At 70.9% G+C, this 21,567-nt stretch carries 17 protein-coding genes and 1 CRISPR repeat array; of the genes, 3 read left to right on the forward strand and 14 right to left on the reverse strand.

What is annotated here, in order from left to right:
- The first annotated feature begins 69 nt into the window (after nt 1-69).
- Nucleotides 70-1,278 carry a BaiN/RdsA family NAD(P)/FAD-dependent oxidoreductase gene (locus CRT60_RS33820; protein WP_167421858.1) on the forward strand — a complete coding sequence of 403 codons (1,209 nt, stop codon included), beginning with the start codon at nt 70-72 and terminating at the stop codon, nt 1,276-1,278.
- A 41-nt stretch (nt 1,279-1,319) separates the two neighbouring features.
- Here CRT60_RS33820 and CRT60_RS33825 read toward each other — a convergent pair whose 3' ends face one another.
- From CRT60_RS33825 to ahcY, 3 genes are all read right to left on the reverse strand, one after another.
- The gene (locus tag CRT60_RS33825; protein WP_161958146.1) at nt 1,320-1,634 is read right to left on the reverse strand and encodes a CcdB family protein; all 315 of its coding nucleotides are present in this window, start codon (nt 1,632-1,634) and stop codon (nt 1,320-1,322) included.
- Nucleotides 1,634-1,927, reverse strand: coding sequence for a type II toxin-antitoxin system CcdA family antitoxin (locus tag CRT60_RS33830; RefSeq protein WP_161958147.1), 294 nt, complete (start codon nt 1,925-1,927; stop codon nt 1,634-1,636). The genes CRT60_RS33825 and CRT60_RS33830 overlap by 1 nt, the downstream gene beginning before the upstream one ends.
- A gap of 118 nt (nt 1,928-2,045) precedes the next feature.
- Nucleotides 2,046-3,344 (reverse strand): adenosylhomocysteinase, encoded by a 1,299-nt coding sequence (ahcY, locus tag CRT60_RS33835; RefSeq protein ID WP_098741172.1) that lies wholly within the window; start codon nt 3,342-3,344, stop codon nt 2,046-2,048.
- A gap of 219 nt (nt 3,345-3,563) precedes the next feature.
- Between ahcY and CRT60_RS33840 the strand changes: the two genes are divergently transcribed.
- Complete coding sequence (locus tag CRT60_RS33840) at nt 3,564-4,655, forward strand: PA0069 family radical SAM protein (protein WP_098740729.1); 1,092 nt, start codon at nt 3,564-3,566, stop codon at nt 4,653-4,655.
- A 49-nt stretch (nt 4,656-4,704) separates the two neighbouring features.
- On the opposite strand, the gene CRT60_RS37395 is transcribed toward CRT60_RS33840, so the two are convergent.
- The 5 genes from CRT60_RS37395 to CRT60_RS33865 all read right to left on the reverse strand — a co-directional run bounded on the left by CRT60_RS37395 (nt 4,705) and on the right by CRT60_RS33865 (nt 9,124).
- Nucleotides 4,705-5,424: a hypothetical protein gene (locus CRT60_RS37395; RefSeq protein WP_244592897.1), complete on the reverse strand. Its 720-nt coding sequence runs from the start codon at nt 5,422-5,424 to the stop codon at nt 4,705-4,707.
- Between the two features lie 117 nt (nt 5,425-5,541).
- On the reverse strand, nt 5,542-5,736 hold the full coding sequence (locus CRT60_RS33850) for a hypothetical protein (RefSeq protein ID WP_098740730.1): 195 nt from the start codon (nt 5,734-5,736) through the stop codon (nt 5,542-5,544).
- A gap of 34 nt (nt 5,737-5,770) precedes the next feature.
- The gene (locus CRT60_RS33855) at nt 5,771-6,025 is read right to left on the reverse strand and encodes a hypothetical protein (RefSeq protein WP_098740731.1); all 255 of its coding nucleotides are present in this window, start codon (nt 6,023-6,025) and stop codon (nt 5,771-5,773) included.
- Nucleotides 6,026-6,130: 105 nt separating this feature from the next.
- Complete coding sequence (locus CRT60_RS33860) at nt 6,131-7,459, reverse strand: MFS transporter (protein WP_244592898.1); 1,329 nt, start codon at nt 7,457-7,459, stop codon at nt 6,131-6,133.
- Between the two features lie 6 nt (nt 7,460-7,465).
- Nucleotides 7,466-9,124, reverse strand: coding sequence for a tetratricopeptide repeat protein (locus CRT60_RS33865; RefSeq protein ID WP_098740732.1), 1,659 nt, complete (start codon nt 9,122-9,124; stop codon nt 7,466-7,468).
- 178 nt (nt 9,125-9,302) lie between these two features.
- Between CRT60_RS33865 and CRT60_RS33870 the strand changes: the two genes are divergently transcribed.
- Nucleotides 9,303-10,874: an adenosine deaminase family protein gene (locus CRT60_RS33870; protein WP_098740733.1), complete on the forward strand. Its 1,572-nt coding sequence runs from the start codon at nt 9,303-9,305 to the stop codon at nt 10,872-10,874.
- A 78-nt stretch (nt 10,875-10,952) separates the two neighbouring features.
- A CRISPR array of direct repeats spans nt 10,953-11,440; the repeat unit is 38 nt; unit sequence TGCTTCAATGAGGCCGAAGCGTTTCCGCTTCGGAAGAC.
- Between the two features lie 287 nt (nt 11,441-11,727).
- Here the strand turns inward: CRT60_RS33870 and tagF are convergent.
- From tagF to CRT60_RS33900, 6 genes are all read right to left on the reverse strand, one after another.
- Nucleotides 11,728-12,426 (reverse strand): type VI secretion system-associated protein TagF, encoded by a 699-nt coding sequence (gene tagF, locus CRT60_RS37670; RefSeq protein WP_280177258.1) that lies wholly within the window; start codon nt 12,424-12,426, stop codon nt 11,728-11,730.
- Nucleotides 12,423-14,681, reverse strand: coding sequence for a type VI secretion system membrane subunit TssM (gene tssM, locus CRT60_RS33880; protein ID WP_098740734.1), 2,259 nt, complete (start codon nt 14,679-14,681; stop codon nt 12,423-12,425). The genes tagF and tssM overlap by 4 nt, the downstream gene beginning before the upstream one ends.
- A 10-nt stretch (nt 14,682-14,691) precedes the next feature.
- Nucleotides 14,692-16,026, reverse strand: coding sequence for a type IVB secretion system protein IcmH/DotU (gene icmH / locus CRT60_RS33885; protein WP_280177259.1), 1,335 nt, complete (start codon nt 16,024-16,026; stop codon nt 14,692-14,694).
- A gap of 254 nt (nt 16,027-16,280) precedes the next feature.
- Nucleotides 16,281-18,734 (reverse strand): transglycosylase domain-containing protein, encoded by a 2,454-nt coding sequence (locus CRT60_RS33890; RefSeq protein ID WP_098740735.1) that lies wholly within the window; start codon nt 18,732-18,734, stop codon nt 16,281-16,283.
- A gap of 411 nt (nt 18,735-19,145) precedes the next feature.
- The gene (locus CRT60_RS33895; RefSeq protein WP_098740736.1) at nt 19,146-20,627 is read right to left on the reverse strand and encodes an ATP-binding protein; all 1,482 of its coding nucleotides are present in this window, start codon (nt 20,625-20,627) and stop codon (nt 19,146-19,148) included.
- Entirely contained in the window at nt 20,624-21,367 is a 744-nt protein-coding gene (locus CRT60_RS33900) for a response regulator (protein WP_098740737.1), read from the reverse strand. The genes CRT60_RS33895 and CRT60_RS33900 overlap by 4 nt, the downstream gene beginning before the upstream one ends.
- Nucleotides 21,368-21,567: the final 200 nt, after the last annotated feature.

The raw sequence follows: 21,567 nt of genomic DNA on the forward strand, positions 1-21,567 counted from the left end.
GGACGGGGGCACTTCCTTTTGCGAAGGCGTCTCCAAGTGCCCCATACCTCCCCTGACGCGGCCCCGGACATGACCCCGGATGTGGCGATCGTCGGCGCCGGCCCCGCCGGGTTGATGGCGGCGGAGATCGCCGCGGCCGCCGGCCTGCGGGTCGCCGTGTTCGACCACACGCCCACCCCGGCGCGCAAGCTGCTGCTGGCCGGGCGCGGCGGGCTGAACCTGACCCATTCGGAGCCGCTGGACCGTTTCCTGCCGCGCTATGGCGCCGCCGAGCCGCTGTTCCGCCGCCTGCTGGCCGGCTTCTCGCCCGACGATCTGCGCGGCTGGGCGGCCGGGCTGGGCATCGAGACCTTCGTCGGCAGCAGCGGCCGCGTCTTCCCGGTGCAGATGAAGGCCTCCACCCTGGTGCGCGCCTGGCTGCGGCGGCTGGACGGGCTGGGCGTAACCCTGCACAGCCGCCATCGTTGGACCGGCTGGGACGCGGCCGGCGCCCTGACCTTCCGCCATGGCGAGCAAAGCGTGACCGTCGCCCCGCGCGCCACCCTGCTGGCGCTGGGCGGGGCGAGCTGGCCGCGCACCGGGTCCGACGGCGGCTGGGTTCCGCTGCTGGAGGGGCTGGGGGTGGAGGTCGCACCGCTAACCCCGTCCAACATGGGATTCGAGGTGCCCTGGTCCGATCACCTGCGCGACCGCTTCGCCGGCCAGCCGGTGAAGAGTGTCGGTCTTTCGGCTACCGGCCGCCGGCTGAAAGGCGAGTTCGTCATCACCGAGACCGGGATCGAAGGCGGGGCGGTCTATGCGCTGAGCGCACCCTTGCGCGATGCCATCGCGGCGGAGGGCTGGGCGACCCTGACGCTGGACCTGCTGCCGGACATGGCGGAGGCCGAGCTGGTCCGGCGTCTGCGCCGCCGCGGTGCGGAGTCGCTGTCCACCTTCCTGAAGAAGTCGCTGTCCCTGACCGGCCCGCGCGCCGCCCTGCTGCGCGAGTTCGCCCCCGCCGCCGACCTGACCGACCCGGTGGCGCTGGCCCGCCAGATCAAGGGGCTGTCGATGGTGCTGACCGGCGTCCGTCCCATCGAACGCGCCATCTCCACGGCCGGCGGCGTCCGCCTGTCGGAGCTGGACGGGCGGTCGATGCTGACCCGCCGCCCCGGCCTGTTCCTGGCCGGCGAGATGCTGGACTGGGAGGCGCCGACCGGCGGCTACCTGTTGCAGGGCTGCTTCGCCATGGGCGTGGCGGCCGGCAAGGGCATGGTGGAGTGGCTGGGCCAGCGGTGAAAGCGCTGCAGTCCTGCGGGGTGCAGGGTACCGGCATCTTTCTATCGGCCTTGAGCAACCAAGGCATCGAGTGATGCAATAATGCGGAGATGCTCGGCGTCGAGGTTGGTGATCGATGGTCCGAGCATCCTGATGGGAATCGCCGCCGTTTGCAGTGGGTTCATCAGCACCCTGATATTCTCGACCGTGAATTCCGGATTCAGCGTCCGATCATGGTAGGAAATCTCGCTGGCCAGGACCAGCGGCACCACCACCCGATCGGAGCGATCCTCCCAACGGTCACTTTGCACGACCAGAAGATATGGAATTGCCGTCCTACTCCGCCCCGGATTGCGATGCACATCGAACTGCGGCATCAGCGGCTCTCGTCTTCCGGCATAAAATCGCTGTTCCATTCATCGGCGAATCGCCCGTGCTTCTCGTCGAATGCATTCCACGCAGCAGCAACTTTGCGGCGATGTTCCAAATCGTTATCGCTCTTCCGGCGTTCATCCTGCATCCAGGCCGCCAACAGGGACTCGATTGTGTCCGACAGGTTGTCGGTGTAGCCCTCGGCGAGCCGCAGTAGATCCTCGTTCAAGGTGATATCGACACGCCGCTTGGATGCATTCGCATCATAGCCCGCGTCCCTCTTGCCGATATGGCTCATGCCATCCTCCGCAGCACTTCCACCGTATGGTGATGCCGCTTTCGCCCGGTGACAAGCGCCGCAATGAAAAAGGGCCGCCCCACAAGGACGGCCCTTCTTCATTCACCCCCGCAACCGCTTAGTAGCGGTAGTGGTCCGGCTTGTAGGGGCCGGCGGCGTTGACGCCGATGTACTCGGACTGCTTGGCGGTCAGCGTGGTCAGCTTGGCGCCGATCTTGTCCAGATGCAGGCGGGCGACCTTCTCGTCCAGGTGCTTGGGCAGGACGTAGACCTTGTTCTCGTAGTTGGCGGCGTTGGTCCACAGCTCGATCTGGGCCAGCACCTGGTTGGTGAAGCTGGCGCTCATCACGAAGCTGGGGTGGCCGGTGGCGCAGCCCAGATTGACCAGACGGCCCTGGGCCAGGACGATCAGGCGCTTGCCGTCGGGGAACACGACCTCGTCGACCTGCGGCTTGACCTCTTCCCAGACCAGATTGCGCAGGGCGTCGATCTGGATCTCGCTGTCGAAGTGGCCGATGTTGCAGACGATGGCGCGGTCCTTCATGGCCCGCATGTGGTCGAGCGTGATGACGTCGACGTTGCCGGTCGCCGTGACGAAGATGTCGCCCAGCGGAGCGGCCTCGTCCATGGTGATGACCTGATAGCCTTCCATCGCCGCCTGGAGCGCGTTGATCGGGTCGATCTCCGTCACCATGACGCGGGCGCCCTGCGAGCGCAGCGAGGCAGCCGAGCCCTTGCCCACGTCGCCATAGCCGGCGACCACGGCGACCTTGCCGGCGACCATCACGTCGGTGGCGCGCTTGATGCCGTCGACCAGCGACTCACGGCAACCGTAGAGGTTGTCGAACTTCGACTTGGTGACGCTGTCGTTCACGTTGATGGCCGGAACCTTCAGCGTGCCCTTCTTCATCATCTCATAGAGACGATGGACGCCGGTGGTGGTCTCCTCCGACAGGCCGCGGACGCCGTCCAGCATCTCCGGATACTTGTCGTGCATGATCTGGGTGACGTCGCCGCCATCGTCCAGGATCATGTTCGGGGTCCAGCCATCGGGGCCGCGCAGCGTCTGCTCGATGCACCACCAGAACTCCTCCTCCGTCTCGCCCTTCCAGGCGAAGACCGGGATGCCGGCGGCGGCGATGGCGGCGGCGGCCTGGTCCTGGGTCGAGAAGATGTTGCAGGAGGACCAGCGCACGGTGGCGCCGAGCGCCGTCAGCGTCTCGATCAGCACGGCGGTCTGGATGGTCATGTGCAGGCAGCCGACGATGCGGGCGCCGGCCAGCGGCTTGGAGTTGCCGAATTCCGACCGCAGGGCCATCAGGCCCGGCATCTCGGTCTCGGCGATGGTGATCTCCTTGCGGCCCCAGTTCGCGAGGCTGATGTCCTTGACCTTGTAGTCCGTGAATTCGGCGGCCATGAGGGATGACTCCTGGTGGGCGGTGACGGTCGGGCAGCGGAATTCCAGGCACGCCGGATCCCCGGCCCTGCCGCTGTCGTTGGCCATGGATGTATCAGCGGTCCCGGAACCATGCAAGCATAAAGATATCTTTATGTTTGTTCGGTAGCGGAAGCAATGGCGGGACTTCGCCCCGTTTGTTCGCTTTACGTTCCATTTTGCCCCGGCTAAGCTGCGGCCATGGACGAGATACGGCGATCCCCGATCAAGGGCCGCGGGGCAGTCAGCAACGCCACCGGGCGGTTCGAACGCGAGACCCGCGTCCTGACCGACGACGGTTGGACCGGCTATGCGGAGAGCGGCAACGAGGCGCTGTCCGATCCGGTCCGCACCACCGTCTCGCCGGCCTCGGCCAAGTCGATCGTCACCGCCAACCAGTCGCCCGACATTCCCTTCGACCGCTCGGTGAACCCCTATCAGGGCTGCGAGCATGCCTGCATCTATTGCTTCGCCCGGCCGACCCACGCGTATCTGGGCCTGTCGCCGGGGCTGGATTTCGAGACGAAGCTGTTCGCCAAGCGCAACGCGGCGGAGTTGCTGGCCAAGGAGCTGCGGGCGAAATCCTATGTCTGCCAGCCGCTGGCGCTGGGGGCCAACACCGATCCCTACCAGCCCATCGAGCGGACGGAGGGCATCACCCGCCGGGTGCTGGAGGTCTGCCGCGACTTCAACCAGCCGGTCAGCATCATCACCAAGTCGGCGCTGGTCCTGCGCGACCTCGACATCCTGGCGCCGATGGCGGCGCAAGGGCTGGCATCGGTCGCGGTCTCGGTGACGACGCTGGACCGCGATCTCGCCCGGACGATGGAGCCGCGGGCCAGCACCCCGCCCCGCCGGCTGGAGGCGATCCGCGCCCTGTCGGAAGCCGGCGTGCCGGTGGCGGTCCTCGCCAGCCCGATGATCCCGGCGCTGAACGACCATGAGTTGGAGGCCATTCTGGAGGCGGCGGCCGGCGCCGGGGCGACTGCCGCCAACTATATCCTGCTGCGCCTGCCGCTGGAGATCGCCTCCCTGTTCGAGGAATGGCTGCGCGTCCACGCTCCCAACCGCGCCGACCGCGTGCTGAGCCTGATGCGGCAGAGCCGCGACGGCGCGCTCTACCGCTCCGGATTCGGCACGCGGATGAAGGGCAGCGGTCCCTATGCCGAGCTGCTGCGCCACCGCTTCAAACTGGCCTGCCGGAAGCATGGGCTGGGCGGCCGGAGCTGGCAGCTCGATTGCAGCCGTTTCCGGGTGCCGCCGGCGGTGGGGGACCAGCTGTCGCTTCTGTGAGGGGATGGAACAGCGTGGAACGGTTTCCGGCGGTTGTTCCATCCACCACCTACCGGTGGCGCGGCAGGGTCGTTGGGTAAGGCGACCGCTTATAAGCCCTCTCCCCCCTGGGGAGAGGGTTGGGTGAGGGGGGCAGCGCGGACGGAACGACCGCGCCAGGGGATTGCCAAGGGGCAGCATGCCCCTTGGCGGCGCGCGGGTCGCGCGCCGGCCCCCTCACCCTCCCCACGCCTGCGGCGCGGGTCCCCTCCCTCTCCCCGGGGGAGAGAGGGCAATCCGCGGTGCCCTCGCACAGGCTACCGGAAAGGTCGTCATCGAGTTCGGGGACGGGCTGACGATCTGGTTGCGTGGTTTGCCGCTTGGAGGCTGGAGTATAGAGGCCGGCGAACAGCCCCAGCCGTTCGGCCAGCCAGCGGACGGTGGCGGGATCGCCCGACGTGACCAGCCGCTCGATCTGCTCGGCGACCAGGATGCGCAGCGAGGACAGGCGCAGTTCGGCCTCGCGGTTCAACGCCTGCCGTTCCCACCACACCCTGTGACGGAAATCCTTGGAGCCGTAATAGGCGCGCCAGAGTGTCGTCCGGCTGCACCCCATGGCGCGCGAGACCTGAAGGAAGCTGTTGCCGCGGGCCAGCATGCCGGCGGCCATGATCCACTGTTCCTCATGGAACTGCGAACCGGGCACCAGCGAGCCTTCGGACGGGGTCGGCGGCTCTTCGGCCCAGCGGGGGAACTGGTCGTTGGTGAAGCTACGGCTGTCGAGGGGCATGGGTCGGCTCCGCAGAAAAATGGGTCTGCGGGAAGCGTATAAGAATAATTTCCTCTTTGACGGATTTTTTGCAACAGCGACCGCCGGTACGGAGGGTCGAGGCATCGGGAGCAAGAGTCACACGGATTTCACGGATTTAGACACGGATTTCACGGATTTTTCTTGAGCTTGGCGGCGCCCAGACATTTTCCGGAGGCTGCGGCTTCGGGACGCCACATCCGTGAAATCCGTGCTGAAATCCGTGAAATCCGTGAAATCCGTGAAATCCGTGAAATCCGTGAAATCCGTGAAATCCGTGTCGATCTTGCCCACCGACTCCAGGGCTTCCCACCCGGACCGACCGCTGTCAGGAGCGGCGGAACATCCTGGTCCACGGCGTCGGCACGTCCGGGGTCTTTGCCTGATCGGATTTCGACAGCGCCGACAGCGGCAGGCGGCCGGTCGCCAGCATCGCCATCACCAGCGCCGGATGCGCCGGGCCGGAATTGTCATGGCCGGTGCCGTCCTGACCGGCCTGCTCCGGCCGATTATCCGGGCCGGGCTCCCCGTTCAGGGCCTCGTTGATGCGGGCGAAGGCTTCGATGTCTTTGATGTGCAGCATGGTCCGTACCCCTCGGCTTCGACTTTTGTGCGTCGCAGCAAAAACGAAGGTAACAGCTCTGCCCTCGAATGGTCTCATGTGCGGCGCTTTGACACAGGCCCTTTTCTAGCGGGCCGGCTCGCGAACCGCCAGCATAAGCCCGAAGCCGATGGCGAAGAAAGCCAGAACCGTCGCCATGCCGGCGCGCTGGCTGGCGAAGGCCTGGGTCGCCAGCCCGAACAGCAGCGGCCCGAAAAAGCCGACGAAGCGGCCGGTCAGCCCATAGAGCCCGAACATCTCGCCCGCCATCCCCGGCGGGGCGAGCCGCGCCATCATCGACCGCCCGGCCGCCTGCGCCGGCCCGAAGAACAGCCCGAGCCCGAGCGCGAAGATCCAGAACCACAGCCGCTCGGTCGCCAGCAGCAGCGGCACCGAACAGGCGGTCATGCCGGCCAGCGCGATCAGGATCACCGGCTTGGCCCCCGCCCGGTCGTCCATCCAGGCGAAGCCGATGGCCCCCGCCCCCGCCACCACGTTGAGCGCGATGGCGAAGACCAGGATCTCCTCGAAGCTCATGCCGAAGGTCCCGGCGGCGAAGAGGCCGCCGAAGGCGGTGATGGTGTTGATGCCGTCCCGGTAGAAGGCGCTGGCGATCAGGAAGCGCCCGACCTCGCGGTAACGCCGGGCGTGGCGCAGGGTGGCGAGCAGCGTCGCCACCCCCTCGCGCGCCGCCCGCAGCAGGCCGTGGCCGGTCGCCGGCTCGTCCGGCACCCACAGGAAATAGGGCAGCGCGAACAGCCCGTACCACGCCGCGGCCAGCAGGGCGGTGGCGCGGATGTTGGCCTGCTGGCCCCAGTCTGCCCATTCCATCCCGAACAGGCCGAACAGCGGGGCCGGTGCCTGGACGAAGCCGACCAGCGCCAGGACGAGGCAGGCCAGCCCGCCGAAATAGCCGATGCCCCAGCCCCAGCCCGACACCCGGCCGAGCAGCCGCGCCGGCACCAGCCCCGGCAGGGTGGCGTTGTAGAAGACGTTGGCCAGTTCGAACGCCACGGTGGCGACCACGACGCAGGCGAGCGCGAAGGCGGCGTCGGCCGGATCGGGACGCACCCACCACAGCGCAGCGGTGAACAGGACGGTGACCAGGGTGAACAGCGCCATCCACGGCTTGCGCCGCCCGGCCCGGTCGGCGACGGCGCCCAGCAGCGGGCTGAGCAGGGCGATGGCGACGCCGGCCACGGTCATCGCCGCACTCCACCGCGCGGTGCCCTCGACCGGGTCGCCGACGACGCCGCGGGCGAAATAGACCGAGAAGACGAAGGTGGTGACGATGGTGTTGTAGGCCGAATTCGCCCAGTCGTAGAGGCACCAGGAGACGATGGCCCGGCGGGAGGGGATGTCGTTGGCGGGACTGTCGCTGGGGGGACTGTCGCTGGACGGGACGGCTTCGCTCACGTCCGCTTACTCCCGCTCACCCCCGGCCAGCCCGTCCACCCCGAAGGAGATCTGGTTGTTGTCGTAGCGGGCGACGATGCGCAGGCGGTCGCCGGCCGACAGCGCGATCGGCTTTTCCAGGAAGGTCATCGCCTGCTTCCAGTGGTTGGTGCGCGACCGGCTTTCCGACTTGTAGACCACCTCGTCGTCCATGAAGAGGTCGAACCAGAAGGCGACGCCGTGGCAGGTGCCGGCGGTGACGATGGTCACGTCGATCACCCGCTCGCCCTCCTCCGGCATGTTGCGGGTGAAGTCGAAATCGAGCGCGGTGAAGGGCTTCGACAGCGGGGTGTGGGCGTCGGCGCCGAGGTCGATCTGCTGGTAGCCGGGCGAGCGGAAGACGTCGAAGCTGCCCATGTCGAAGCCGTCGATGGTCTCCACCGGGTTGATGCGGGCCAGTTCGGGCGTCTCCACCAGCATGGCGTAGACGGTGGAGGCGCGCGGGATGACGGCGCCGCCCGGCTTCACCAGATGGGTGCGGGCATGTTGCAGCACCGACAGCATGCGCGGGGCCAGCATGCCGATGTTGATCAGCTCCGACACGAAGACGTCGGCCTTCTCCGGCAAATCGCCGCCCTCGCCCACCGTCAGCTGGGTCGACAGGCGCGGCACCACGTCGATGCGGTCGCCATAGCCGTTGCGCGCCACGGTTTCCTTGGCGACGCGGGCGAGGATCGGGTTGACCTCGCAGGTCACCACCTTCCCGGCACCGGCGCGCGCCGCCATCATGGCGACGATGCCGGAGCCGGTGCCGATCTCCAGAACCAGCTGGCCGGGCTTCACCGCCCGCTCCAGCGACTGCTTGTAAGCCTCGTTCCGCTCGAAATCGTTGATCATCGGCAGGTGCCAGCCGGGCACCGCGTTGGAATAGATCAGCCGGCGGGTGAACTTCACCATCGGGTGGTCGGGGGCCTGCTCGCGCGCCGCCTCGATCACCTCGATGGCCTCGGCCGCGCGGTCGAGGCTTTGCAGCACATGGGCGAGACCGACCTGGGCCGGGACGAAGCGCGGGGCGGCGGCCAGCACGGTGCGGAACTCCGCCTCCGCCTCGGCCAGCCGGCCGCGGGTGGAGAGCAGCTCCGCCAGGCTGTAATGCACGTCGAGATAGTCGGGCGCCTGGGCCAGCGCGGTGCGGAAATGCTCCTCCGCCTCCTCAAGCTCGCCCAGCTCGCGCAGGGTGGCGGCGAGGAAATGATGCATCTCCGGCGCTTGCGCCCGCAGGTCGAGCGCGGCGCGGAAACAGTCCGCCGCCTCCTCCAGCCGGCTTTGCGCCTTCAGCGCGTTGCCGAGGTTGCCATGCAGCTCCGGCAGCCGCGGGTTGATGGCGAGGCCGGCGCGGAACGCCTCCTCCGCCTCCGCCGGGCGGGCCTGCTGGAAAAGCAGGCTGCCGCGGCTGTTGTGGAAGGACGGGTCGTTGCCGTTCTCCGCGATGGCCTGGGCGAACAGGTCCAGCGCGTTTTCCGGATGGTCGGTGTGGGCGGCGACCAGCCCCAGCAGATGCAGCGCCTGGGCGTTGTGCGGGTCGGTGGTCAGGATCGCCCGGCAGACCTGTTCCGCCCCCGCCAGATCGTTGCTGCGGAAACGCTTGGCCGCATCGAGCAGGGTCGGGGCGGAGGTGTCGGTCATCGCGGCGGCTCCAAAGACGGCGGGATATGGAAGGCGGGAGAGGGGGAACACGGAAAGGTCGCCGCACCATACCGGGAATTGCCGCCCTGCTACAGCCTTTCGATCCGGACAGGACCGTTGTGCCCGCGCGATTATCAGCGCATCCATACTCGCAAAAGGAGAACAAGGAGTCGGGTGCATGACGCGTGGACGAATGAAGGGCGGCGTGACGGGGGCGCTGGCGGCGACGCTGCTGCTGGCGGGCTGCGCCACGGCGGAGATGGGCGGCGCCAGTGCCGGCGGGGGCGCCGATGCCGGCGGGTCGGCGGCGGCGCGGCGGTTCCAGGCGGTGCGGACCAGCCCGCCGGAACTGCGCGCCTTCCTCTACCGCATGCCCAAGGGGGCGGACCTGCACAGCCACCTGACCGGTGCCGCCTATGCCGAGACCTACATGCGGATGGCGGCGGATGCCGGGCTGTGCTTCGACGTCAAGGCGAAGACGCTGGTGGCGCCGACGGCGCAGGCGCCCTGCGGCGACGCCAGGTCGGCCCGGCCGGGCGCCGCGGCAGTGATCGCCGACAGCGTGCTCTACCCGGTGGCGCTGGACGCCCTGTCGACGCGCGATGCGCTGCCGGTCTCCGGCTACAGCCTGCACGACCAGTTCTTCGCCACCTTCGGGCGGTTCCGCGCCGCCGCCACCTCCACCGGCGACCTGCTGGCCGAGGTGGTCGACCGCGCCGGCCGGCAGGGCGAACGGCATGTCGAGCTGATGGTGTCCTTCGGCACCGGCCCTGCCGCCGCCATCGGCAAGGCCTTCGCCTGGACGCCGCAGGCGGCGGCCGACTTGGCCGGAACCGCCGACCGGCTGATCGCCGCCGGGCTTCCGGCCCTGGTCGCCCCGGCCCGGCAGGAGATCGACGCGGCGGAGGCGCGGATGCGCAGCGTCCTTGGCTGCGGCACGTCGGCGGCCCGGCCGGGCTGTACCGTGTCGGTGCGCTACCTCCAGCAGGTGTCGCGCACGCAAAGCCCCGGCCCGGTCTATGCCACCACCCTGTTCAACGCCCTGCTGGAAGCGCAGGAGCCGCGCGTCGTCGGGCTGAACTTCGTGGCGCCGGAGGACAACCCGGTGGCGCTCGACGATTACGACCTGCACATGCGCATGGTGGCGGAGGCGAAACGGCGCCAGCCCGGCACCAACGTCGCGCTGCATGCCGGCGAGCTGACGCTGGGCCTCGTCCCGCCGGAGCGGCTGCGCGACCACATCCGCAAGGCGGTGGAGATCGCCGGCGCCAAACGGATCGGCCATGGCGTCGACGTGATGTACGAGGAGGATCCCCAGGGCCTGCTGCGGACGATGGCCGGGCGCAAGGTGGCGGTCGAGATCAACCTGACCAGCAACGACAAGATCCTGGGCGTCAGCGGCAAGGCGCACCCGCTGCCGGTCTATCGCGCCGCCGGGGTGCCGGTGGTGCTGTCGACCGACGACGAGGGCGTCAGCCGGATCGACCTGACCAACGAGCTGCAACGCGCGGTGGAGGAGTTCGGCTTCGGCTATGCCGACCTCGTCGGGCTGGCCCGCGCCAGCCTGGAGCACAGCTTCCTGCCCGGCGACAGCCTGTGGTCGGCCCCCGGCTGCACGCCGCCGGTGGGCGACGGTATGCGTGAGGACGCCTGCCGCCCGGTGGCCGCCCGCAGCGAGAAGGCGCGGGTCCAGTGGGGGCTGGAAGAGGCTCTGGCCCGCTTCGACCGCGAGATGGCGGGGACGCCGTAACGCGTTCGGCCCGACAGCCCCGCCCGCCGCGATGGAGAGCGGCGGGCGGGGGGAGGATGCCGGCGGGACGGGGGGAACAGCTTCAATGAGGCCGAAGCATTTCTGCTTCGGAAGACTCGAGGAGTCGGCCGGCTATGTCCAGCTCTATGTCCATCTTCAATGAGGCCGAAGCATTTCTGCTTCGGAAGACAGGGAATCGGCGCGGTGGTCCGCATCGACGGTTACCTGCTTCAATGAGGCCGAAGCGTTTCCGCTTCGGAAGACCCGCCTCGTCACCAAGCCCAGCATCGCCGGCTATGGCCTGCTTCAATGAGGCCGAAGCGTTTCCGCTTCGGAAGACGTACGTCGGGACCGCGACCAATGTCATCGTGCCGGCGATGCTTCAATGAGGCCGAAGCGTTTCCGCTTCGGAAGACCCTGGCCGTATCCATAGACCCGATTGGACCGCGGATTGCTTCAATGAGGCCGAAGCGTTTCCGCTTCGGAAGACGACGTGGCCGGATCGCCGGTCAGGACGTCACCTTCCTTGGCTTCAATGAGGCCGAAGCGTTTCCGCTTCGGAAGACAGCCCCGCCGTCATCTCCTTCGGACTCAACGGCAATACGCCGTGGAATCGAGCGGTGCGGAAAGCTGTCGGGGCGGTCAGCTTTTCTGGTTCGCTTTCGTTCTGGACGATGTCAAAGATCCCAAGGAAAACATGGGCCCCGCCTGCGCGAGCGGTCGTCGGGGTTTCGCTTGTGCCGAACCGCTCGCAAGCAACCCAGGCAGCGGCGATGGAAACGGTATCATGGCGCGGGGGACGATGCCACCGCATGCGCCCGCCGCACGGGCTCGACCGCCGCCGACCGCCCCCCTACCCCTCGTCGGCGTTCTCCCAGCCCCAGCGGGTCCAGGCGCCGTCGAGGAAGGCGGTCAGGCGGGGGCCGGCGGGGAGGCCGGGGCAGGACAGCAGCGACGGCGCGATCCGGCCGGCGCCGCGGGTCCACCACAGGCTGGCGTCGGCGCGCAAGGGGCCGGACAGGCGGTCGAGCAGGGCGCGGGTGGCGGGGCTGACCCGCTCCGGTTCCGGCCGGCCGAGGATGGCGAGGCGGGCCGGCAACCCCTCCACGTCGGTGCCGGCGCGGCAGGCGTCGGCGGCGAGGGACTCGGCGCGGGACAGCCAGGCGCCGCAGGCGGCGGGCGCGTCGGCGATGTCGAAGCCGGCGGGAAGGCCGGCGGCGATGGTGAAGGGATAGCGACGGCCGACCCGGTCGGCGCTGGGCATCCAGACCCCGACCAGCGGGGTGGCGCCGCACAGGCCGGCCGACAAGGCGAAGCGCCAGACCGGGGCCTGGGCGAACAGGGGTTCCCATTCGGCACCCAGGCGGCGGCCGGCCTCGCCCAGCGCCGCGGACAGCCAGCGGTCCCAGGGGCCGAGGACTGCCGACGGCAGGCCGTGCCCGATGAAATCGCCGCGGGCCGGCACCTTGCCGTGGAATCCCACCACCGGATCGGCACCTATTCCTCCGACCCCGGCCGCCATGGCGCGCGGCGTGGCGAAATAGCCCATCATGGCTGGGCGGCCCGGCCGGATTGGGCGGAAGAGGCCTGGGGCGTCGATTGCGCCAGCACCTCCAGCACGCGGGCGACCAGAACCTCGTCGGGCGGGACCGGGGCGAAGCCGACGGCGAACAGGGCGGCCAGATGGTCGCCCAGCGCACGGCGCCGCGCCTCGTTGGCCGGGCCGGGCAGCGTGCGCTGCCAGTCGAGCGCCAGCCATTCCGCCATGGCGCCGGCATCCATCGGCTCCGACCCACCGGCCATCTGCCCGCCCGCCATCTGCCCGCCCGCCATCTGCCCGCCGATCATCCGCCCGGTGATCATGCGGTAGACGCGCAGGGTCTGGCGCAGCTGGTCGGGCAAGGCCCAGTCGGCGCGCAGCCGCTCCTCCAGCCGCAGGGCGATGCGGGCCAGGAACTGGCTGCGCAGGGCGCGGCGGTAGGCCTCCTGCGCCGGGGCGGCGATGCGGCCCCCCTGGTAGAGCCCGCCGGCCAGCGCCGGGCCGGCCCACAGCCGGCCTGTCCATATCTCACCGGCCCAAAGCTGCCCGGCCCAAACCTGTCCTGGCCGATCCTGCGCATCGTCGAACGCGAACGGCAGGGCGCGCAGGGCCTCCAGCGCCGGCAGGATCGCCGCGGGGTCGGCATCGTCCACCCGGACCAGCGACCGCGGCGCGGTGTCGAGCGGGCGCAGCGCCGCCTCCACCGCCGCGGCGCCGGCATCGGCGCGCTCCAGCAGGGCGGCGTTGCCGCGGGCGCTGACCAGCCACCAGCCGCCGACGGCCAGGGCGAGCGCCAGCGCGGCGGCGGCGGACAGCAGCGCCCGGCGGCGACGGGCGCGCTCCACCCGCCGGTCGACGCGGGCGAGGTTGGCCTCCGGGAACACCACGTCGGGCAGCAGCCGTTCGAGGAAATAGGTGGAGGCCGGGCTGCCGGTCCCGGGACCGCCCTCGGGACCGCCCTCTGCGCCGCCCTCTGGGCCGCCCTCGGGCGCGAGCAGGGCGAGCGAGGCGTCGGTCTGGGTGGCGCTGGTCAGGTAGAGGCCGCGCAGGCGCGGCGTCTCCTCGCCATGTTCGGAGCCGAAGGCGGTGTCGACGATGTCGGCCAGCGCCGGCTCCAGCTCCGCCACGCGCAGCGGCAGGGCGAAGACGGCGCTGCGGCGGCGGATGTCCGGCTCCTGGTGCAGCCGGTCGAGCAGCCGCTCGTCCAGCCGCCGCACCAGCCCGGCATAAAGCGCGCGGAAGACGGGAAGCGGACCGGCGGAGGAGCCGGGGGCGGAGGTGTCGGGGGCCGGCTCGTCCGCCGGCAGGGTCAGGCCCCAGACCTGCCCGCGCGCCTCGCGGTCGAGCGGGTCGAAGAAGGTGGCGAAGCCGTCGAGCAGGTCGGCCTTGGTCAGCAGCAGATAGACCGGCAGGCGCACGCCCAGCTGCACCCGCAGCTCGTTCAGGCGCTGGCGGATCAGGATGGCGTGGTTGCGCCGCTCGGCGTCGGTCCAGCCGGTCAGTTCCGGGATGCTGACGGTGAGGAGAACGCCGTTGGCGGGCTGGCGCGGGCGGTGCTCCTTCAGGAGGTCGAGCAGGCCGGACCACACCCGGCCATCGACCGCGCGCCGGCTGTCCTGGGTGGTGTAGCGGCCGGCGGTGTCGATCAGCACGGCGCGGTCGGTGAACCACCAGTCGCAGTTGCGGGTGCCGCCCAGCCCTGCCAGAGGCCCCGCCATCGTGCCGTCGGCCGGGCGGGCGGCGAGGCCGGCGTTGGCCAGCGCCGTGGTCTTGCCCGAACCGGGGGCGCCGATCACCAGATACCAGGGAAGCTGGTAAAGGTAGCGCCCGCCCCGGCGCTTGCGCAGCTGGGCCAGCACGCCGTCGAGCCGCTTGCGCACCGCGCCGATCTCCTCCAGCGAGGCCTTCAGCTCCGGGTCGCGGCGGGCGGCCAGCGCCTCCAGCAGGCGGGCGTTGGCGGCACGCTCGCGGGCGTCGATGCGGCGGTTGACGGCGATCCAGCCGGCCAGCGCCAGGACCAGCGGCAGCAGGCGGACGCTCCAGTCCGGCTGGATGGTCGGCAGCAGGTGCGGGGCGAAGGTTGCGGCCAGACGCGGCAGCAGCAACCAGCCGGCCAGCCCCAGCGCCAGAACGCCGGACAGCGACAGCACCCAGCGGCTGCGGGCCGAGCGGTACGGCGACGGAGCGGCGGCGGCGGGTTTCCGGCGCCTGACGGCCGTCTTCGCCGTCGCCGGGGCGCCGGCCTTGGGGGAAGCTGGTTCGGCCATGGCGGGCGCCCTAATGCGGGTAGAGGCGGATGTCGATCCGCCGGTTGGCGTCGCGACCGGCCTGCGTGTCGTTCAGCGCGACCGGCTCCTGGTCGCCATGGCCCTCGGCCGACAGGCGGGCGGGCGGCAGCGAGCGTTCCAGCAGCTTGCGCACCGCCTCGGCCCGGGCGTCTGTCAGGGATTGGGCTGCCAGGGATTGGGCCGTCAGGGATTGCGCGGCGGATAGGCGGCCGCCCGGCGGGGTCTGGTCGTCGGTGTGGGCGACAACCAGCACGCTGCCGGGTTCCGCCGCCAGGGTCTGGCCGACCCGCTCGACGATGGCGCGGTGGCGGGCCTTCACGGCGTCGCTGCCGGTGGCGAACATCGCCGCCGCCGGAATGCGGATGACCAGGGCGCCATCCTCCCCCGCCAGCACCTCGACGGCGCCGGTGCGGATTTCCGGGGCGAGCTGGCCGGTGATGCGGGCGATCAGCGCCGGGCCGGCGGTGGGGGGCGGCGGCGGAACCAGCCGGGCGATCTCGATCGTCCGGTCGGGCAGCAAGGCGGCGATGCGGGCGACCACCGGCTCGGCCTGCCGGTCGAGGGTGCCGGCGAGATGGACGTAGAGGCCGGACAGGCCGAGCGCCACCACCGACCAGACGATCCAGCCCGGCACAGCGCTCAACGGATTGCCGAGCGGCCGGAACGGTTCCGCCACCCCGGTCCAGGCCGGCGACAGCTCCGCCGCCACGTCGCCGCGGGCGCGGCGCAGGATGCGGTACAGCTCGTCGCGCAGGCGGGCGAGGTCGTGGGCGCCGCCGGGCCTGTCGCGGTAGCGGCCCTCGAAGCCCAGCGACACGCAGGCGTAGAACAGCTCCAGCGTGTGGCGGTGGCGGCGCGGATCGACCAGCATGCCGTCGAGCAGTTCGAGGAAGCGCACGCCGGCATCGGGCTCGGCGACCGTGACCCCGCCATGCCCGGCGGCGCGGGCGACGTCGTCCAGCGTCACCGAGAGCGCGATGCGGGCGGCGCGGATGGCGGCGGCGTCGAGGCTGGCCGCGGCGGCGGCGCGGTCGAACCGCTCCAGCGCCGCGGCGGCGGCGGCGCGGGGCGGGTCGCCCAGGCTGCCGTCGCGGAGCGCGCCGACAAGCGCCAGGGCCGGAGCGGCGGCGCTGAGCAGCGGGTTGAGGGAGGAGGCGGGCGGCTGCGGACCCGGGCCGTCCTGCCGGCGGGAGGACGGCGGCGTGGCGGAGGGCGGAGAGTGGGCTGCGGGGGCGGGGGCGGGGCCTTCGGACGCCAGCGCGGCCAGAACGGCGGCGAGCGGACGCTCGTCCTCCTCCGCCTTCGCCCTGTCCGCCTCAGCCACCTCCGGTCCGTCCAATCGCTCGTCCGCCTGCATCTGTCGTCCGCTCTGGAGAAATCCGGGGGGAGGTATAGCAGGGTCGGGGTGCCGGGGGGAACTTGAAGCCCTCTCCCGCCCCGGGAGAGGGAGGGGACCCGCCGCGAAGCGGTGGGGAGGGTGAGGGGCTATCCGAACAGGGATCCCGATCCTTGGCTCACCCCTCACCCTTCCCATGCTGCGCATGGGCCCCTTCCCTCTCCCGGGACGGGAGAGGGTGTCTACCGCACCCCGCTGTTGCTGTAGTCGTACTGCACCCTGGGGGCGGCGCCGGACCCGCCGGCGATCTTCTCGATCAGCGAGCCGATGCCGCCAGACCGGGCGTCGGCGGACGCCACAGGCACCCCTCCCTGCGGCCCGGCACCCGGCGGCAGGATTGCCGGCTGCACGCTTCCCGGCGGAATGCTTCCAGGGGGCGGGGTCCAGGCGGGGGCGCCGTCCAGGCCGGGGAGCGGGCGGGCGGGCTTGCCGGCATGGGCGTCTGTCATGAACTCGCGCCACAGCTTGGCCGGCAGGGTGCCGCCGGTGACCTTCCTCATCGCCTCGTTGTTGTCGTTGCCCAGCCAGACGCCGGCGACCAGATCGGCGGTGAAGCCGACGAACCAGGCGTCGTGATAATCCTGGGTGGTGCCGGACTTGGCCGCCGCCGGGCGGTTCAGCTTCGCGCTGCGGCCGGTGCCGTAATCGAGCACGCCGGTCATCATGTGGGACAGCTGCACCGCATGGGCGGGATCGACCACCGGGCTGCCGCCGCCGCCCTGGCGCCGGTAGAGGACGACGCCGTCGCGGCTCCTGATCTCGGTGATGGCATAGGCCCAGACGGGAACGCCGCGGTTGGCGATGCCGGCATAGGCGCGGACCAGCTCCAGCGGCGTCACCTCGCTGGTGCCGAGCCCCAGCGACAGGTCGCGGGTGAGCGGCGAGGAGATGCCGAGGTTGGACGCGATGCGCCGCACCCGGTCGGTGCCGACCCGGTCGATCAGCCGCGCCGTCGCGGTGTTGGAGGAATGGGCCAGCGCCGAGGCCAGCGTGATGCTGCCGCGGTACTTGCCGTCGTAATTGCCGGGGCTCCAGTTGGCGAGCTGCACGGGAGCGTCGTCGATCATGCTGTCGGGGGTCCAGCCCGACTCCAGCGCCGCCAGATAGACGAAGGGCTTGAAGGCCGATCCCGGCTGGCGCAGCGCCTGGGTGGCGCGGTTGAATTCGCTGCCGTCGTAATCGCGGCCGCCGACCAGCGCCCGCACCGCGCCGTCGGGGCTCATGGCGACCAGCGCCCCCTGGCGGACGTTGGCGGCGGCGCCGGGACCGGCCAGCAGGGCCTCCAGCCGCTGTTCGGCGGCGCGCTGCATCTTCAGATCCAGCGTGGTGCGGACGATCACGTCGCCATGGTCGGGGCCGGCGAAGCCCGGCACCAGATCGGTCACCCAATCGGCGAAATAGCGGCCGTCGCCGCCGGGCTTGCGCTTGGGCGACGGCTTGGCGGCGCGGGCGGCCTCGTACTGCGGCTGGGTCAGGTAGCCGGCGTCCAGCATCGCCGCCATCACCACCCGCGCCCGCTCCGCCGACTCGTCGGGGTTGGAGCTGGGGGCGTAGCGCGACGGTGCCTTCAACAGGCCGGCCAGCACCGCCGACTCGCGCACGTCGACCTCGGTCGCCGGCTTGCCGAAATAGGTGCGGGCGGCGGCATCCACCCCGAAGGTGCCGGCGCCGAGATAGACGCGGTTCAGGTAGGCGGTGAGGATCTGGTCCTTGGTGAAGCGGCTCTCCAGCCACAGCGCCAGCATCGCCTCCTGGATCTTGCGCTTCAGCGATTTTTCGGGCGTCAGGAACAGGTTCTTGGCGAGCTGCTGGGTGATGGTGGAGCCGCCCTGCACCGCCCGGCCGGAGCGCCAGTTGACATAGACGGCGCGGGCCAGACCCAGCGGGTCGATGCCGAAATGGCTGTAGAAGCGGCGGTCCTCGATGGCCAGCACGGCGCCGACAAGATGCGGCGGCAGGTCGCGCACGCTGAGCGTCGTGCCGTGCAGGTCGCCGAAGCGGGCGAACTCGCTGCCGTCGGCGGCCAGCACGGTGATCGAGGCGCGGCGTTCGAACTGCGCCACCTTGGAGATGTCCGGCAGGTCGAGCGCGAACCACGCCAGCACGGCGCCCAGCCCGATGCCGCACCAGATGGCGGCGACGAGGCCCCACTGGACCAGCCGCCTCATCCAGCCGCCGCCGTTTTTCCGGGGCTGCTGCGGCGCCCGGCCGGGGCGGCCGGCGGGCTGGGCCGAGAGCTGCGGGGACGGGGTCTGGCTGCCGCCGGACCGGCGGGCGGGCTGCTTCGGTTTCGGCAAGGAGATCCTTGGAAGGGAGACGGACGGCAGGGTGAAGGACGGCAGGGTGAAGCTGGGCAGGCCGCGGGACCGGCGGCGGGGCGGCTTGTAGGGAGTGGCCGGCGGGGCGGCGGAGGGCGGCGGGGACTTGCGGCGCGGCTTGCCCTTGCCGGCGGCCGCCAGCCGGTCGCGGGCAAGCTCGACCGCCTTGGCGGCGAACAGGCGCGCGAACTCACCGGCCGTCAGCCGGTCGAGCGGCGACGGGTCTTCGCGGGTGCGGATCGGGCGGGGGCCGGCGTAGAGCTGGCTGGCCCTGCGCTGGTCCGGGTCCGTGTGGTGGTCCGGTCGGTCGGCGGTCACGGCGCGCTCGCTGGCCTTGTCAGGTCTGTGTGATGAGTGCGGGAAACGTTCCTGCTTCGATCCTCATACGCTCACAGCCGCCCGGCCGGAAGGCTGGTCGGGGACTGACGATTATTTGTCTCCGGACCGTGGCGAAAGAATGACTCTATCCGAAATTTCGGGGGTGGGCTTGGATGCCCTCTCCCGCCCCGGGAGAGGGAGGGGACCCGCGCCGCAGGCGTGGGGAGGGTGAGGGGTAAGGCAAGGATCGACGTGTATGTTCCTTGGATTGCCCCCTCACCCTTCCCATGCTCCGCATGGGCCCCGAGGTCGCTCGCAAGTCTCGCGACCGCATTCCACCTACGACTGCGTTGCAGTCGTCCGGCCTGCGGCCGTCGGCTCCATGCCCTCTCCCGAGGCGGGAGAGGGAGACTACAGCGGCAGCGTCACCGTGGCGCGCAGGCCGCCGCCCTTGCGGTTCGCCAGCGTCACGTCGCCGCCATGGCCGCGGATGATGCTGCGGGCGGTGGACAGGCCCAGCCCGACGCCGCCGGTGTCGCGCGAGCGGGAGCGCTCCAGCCGGTAGAAGGGAGCGAAGACCTTCTCGAACTCCGCCTCCGGGATGCCGGGGCCGTCGTCGTCGATGTGGATCAGGGCATTGGCGGCGTGGGCGGAGTGGGCGGCGCCGTCCGGGCCGGTCTCCAGCCGGACGGTGAAGCCGCCGCCATATTTTATGGCGTTGTCCATCAGGTTGGCCAGCGCCCGGCGCAGCGCCACGGTGCGGCCCTCCGCCACCGCATGGGCGGGGCCGTCGTAGAGCGCGCGGTGGCCGGCATCGACGCGGTCGTCGCACAGGCTCTGCAACAGGTCGGCAAGGTCGAAGCGGCCGCGCGGCTCGCGCTGGGCATCGTCGCGGGCGAAGGCCAGCGTGGCGGAGATCATCGCCTCCATCTCGTCGAGGTCGGCCAGCATCCGGCGCTGCATCTCCGGGTCGTCGACCAGCTCGGCGCGCAGGCGAAGCCGGGTGATCGGCGTGCGCAGGTCGTGGCCGATCGCCGCCAGCATCTGGGTGCGGTCGGCGACGAAGCGGGCGAGGCGCGCCTGCATCCGGTTGAAGGCGCGGGTGGCGGCGCGCAGCTCGCGCGGGCCTTCCTCCGGCAGGGGATCGGCCTGCCCGTCGACGCTGAGCCGTTCGGCGGCGGCGGCGAAGCCGGCCAGCGGCGCCGTCACCCGGCGGGCGGCGAGCAGCGACACCAGCAGGATCACCGCGACGATGGCGCCCATCCACAGCACGAAGCGGACGATGCCGAAGGGGCCGGGCAGCGGCTCGCCGCCGGTGAAGCTGAGCCAGGAGCCGTCGCCGAGCCGCACCGACAGCCGGACATGCGGCCCCCAGTGCCGAGGCTCGTCGCCCGCCATGAAGGGCGGCGGCGGGCGGGGGTCGTCGCGGGGCGGGCGCTGGACCTCGATCAGGATGTTGCGGTCGGCGGTGTCGAGCTGCTCGCTCAGCCGGCGCTTCAGCCCTTCGAACCGGCCGCCGGCATAGGCGCCGGGCGACAGCGGCGGCGGCCGGTCGGGGCTCAGCTCCACCCGCAGGACCGGGTCGTCGATGGCGCGCACCACCCGCTCGCGCCCCTGCGGCGGCGTGCTCTCCACCAGCTGGACGATGGCGGTGATGCGCTGGATCAGCACGGTGGGACCGTGGATCGGCGGCCCCTCGCTGCGGTCGGTCAGATAGACCAGCGCGCTGATCGCCTGGGTCAGCAGCAGCGCCAGCACCACCGTCAGGGCGATGCGCGCGGCGAGGCTGTCGGGGAAGCGGACGGGAAGCCGGCGGAAGGCGCCGCGGCGGCGGGCGAGCCTGGACTTGGCCGTTTCCGGCTGGGACTTGGCCGTTTCCGGCTGGGCGGTCATGGCGCCACACCGCCGTTACTGACGGTGGGTGTGAAGAGATAGCCGCCGCCGCGCACCGTCTTGATCAGCGTCGGGTCGGCCGGATCGGGTTCGATCTTGCGGCGCAGCCGGCTGACCTGCACGTCGATGGAGCGGTCGAACGGCACCGCCGAACGGCCGCGCGCCAGATCGAGCAGTTGGTCGCGGGTCAGCACCCGCTGCGGATGCTCGACGAAGGCGACCAGCAGGTCGTATTCGCCGGCCGACAGCTGGACCAGCACGCCGTCGGGCGAGCGCAGCTCGCGCTTGGTGAGGTCGAGCGACCAGCCCTCGAAGCGCAGCACCGTGCCGGCCGCCGCAGGCGCGCCCGCCACCGGCGGGGCGGAGACGCGGCGCAGCACCGCCTTGATGCGGGCCAGCAGCTCGCGCGGGCTGAAGGGCTTCGCCAGGTAATCGTCGGCGCCCATCTCCAGCCCGACGATGCGGTCGGTCTCCTCCCCCATGGCGGTCAGCATGATGACGGGGGTCTGCGCCGTCTGCGGCGTCGCGCGCAGGCGGCGGCAGAGCGACAGCCCGTCCTCCCCCGGCAGCATCAGGTCGAGAACGATCAGGTCGACGCGGGCGCCGTCGAGCGTGCGCATCATCTCCGCCCCGTCCCGGACCCCGGTGACCCGGAAGCCATGCTTGGTCAGGAACTGGGCGACGAGGGAGCGGATTTCGCGGTCGTCGTCGACGACGAGGAGGTGGGGCGTGCGGTCCATGGCCCCATGATCGGGCGAGGCGCCGCGGGCGTGAAGGGGAAATGTGTAACGCCCGGTTACGGGGGCGCCCGCGGTTACACTCTGTTACCAAATGACCGGTTTGCGGACATTCGACCGCAACGTTCGGCGCCCATTGTCTGGTCATCGGGACAGCGGCGGCGATGAGGCCTGCACCGTCCCAGCGGAATAAGCCCCCTCCA

The sequence above is a fragment of the Azospirillum palustre genome, assembly GCF_002573965.1.
GTDB classification, from domain to species: Bacteria; Pseudomonadota; Alphaproteobacteria; order Azospirillales; family Azospirillaceae; genus Azospirillum; species Azospirillum palustre.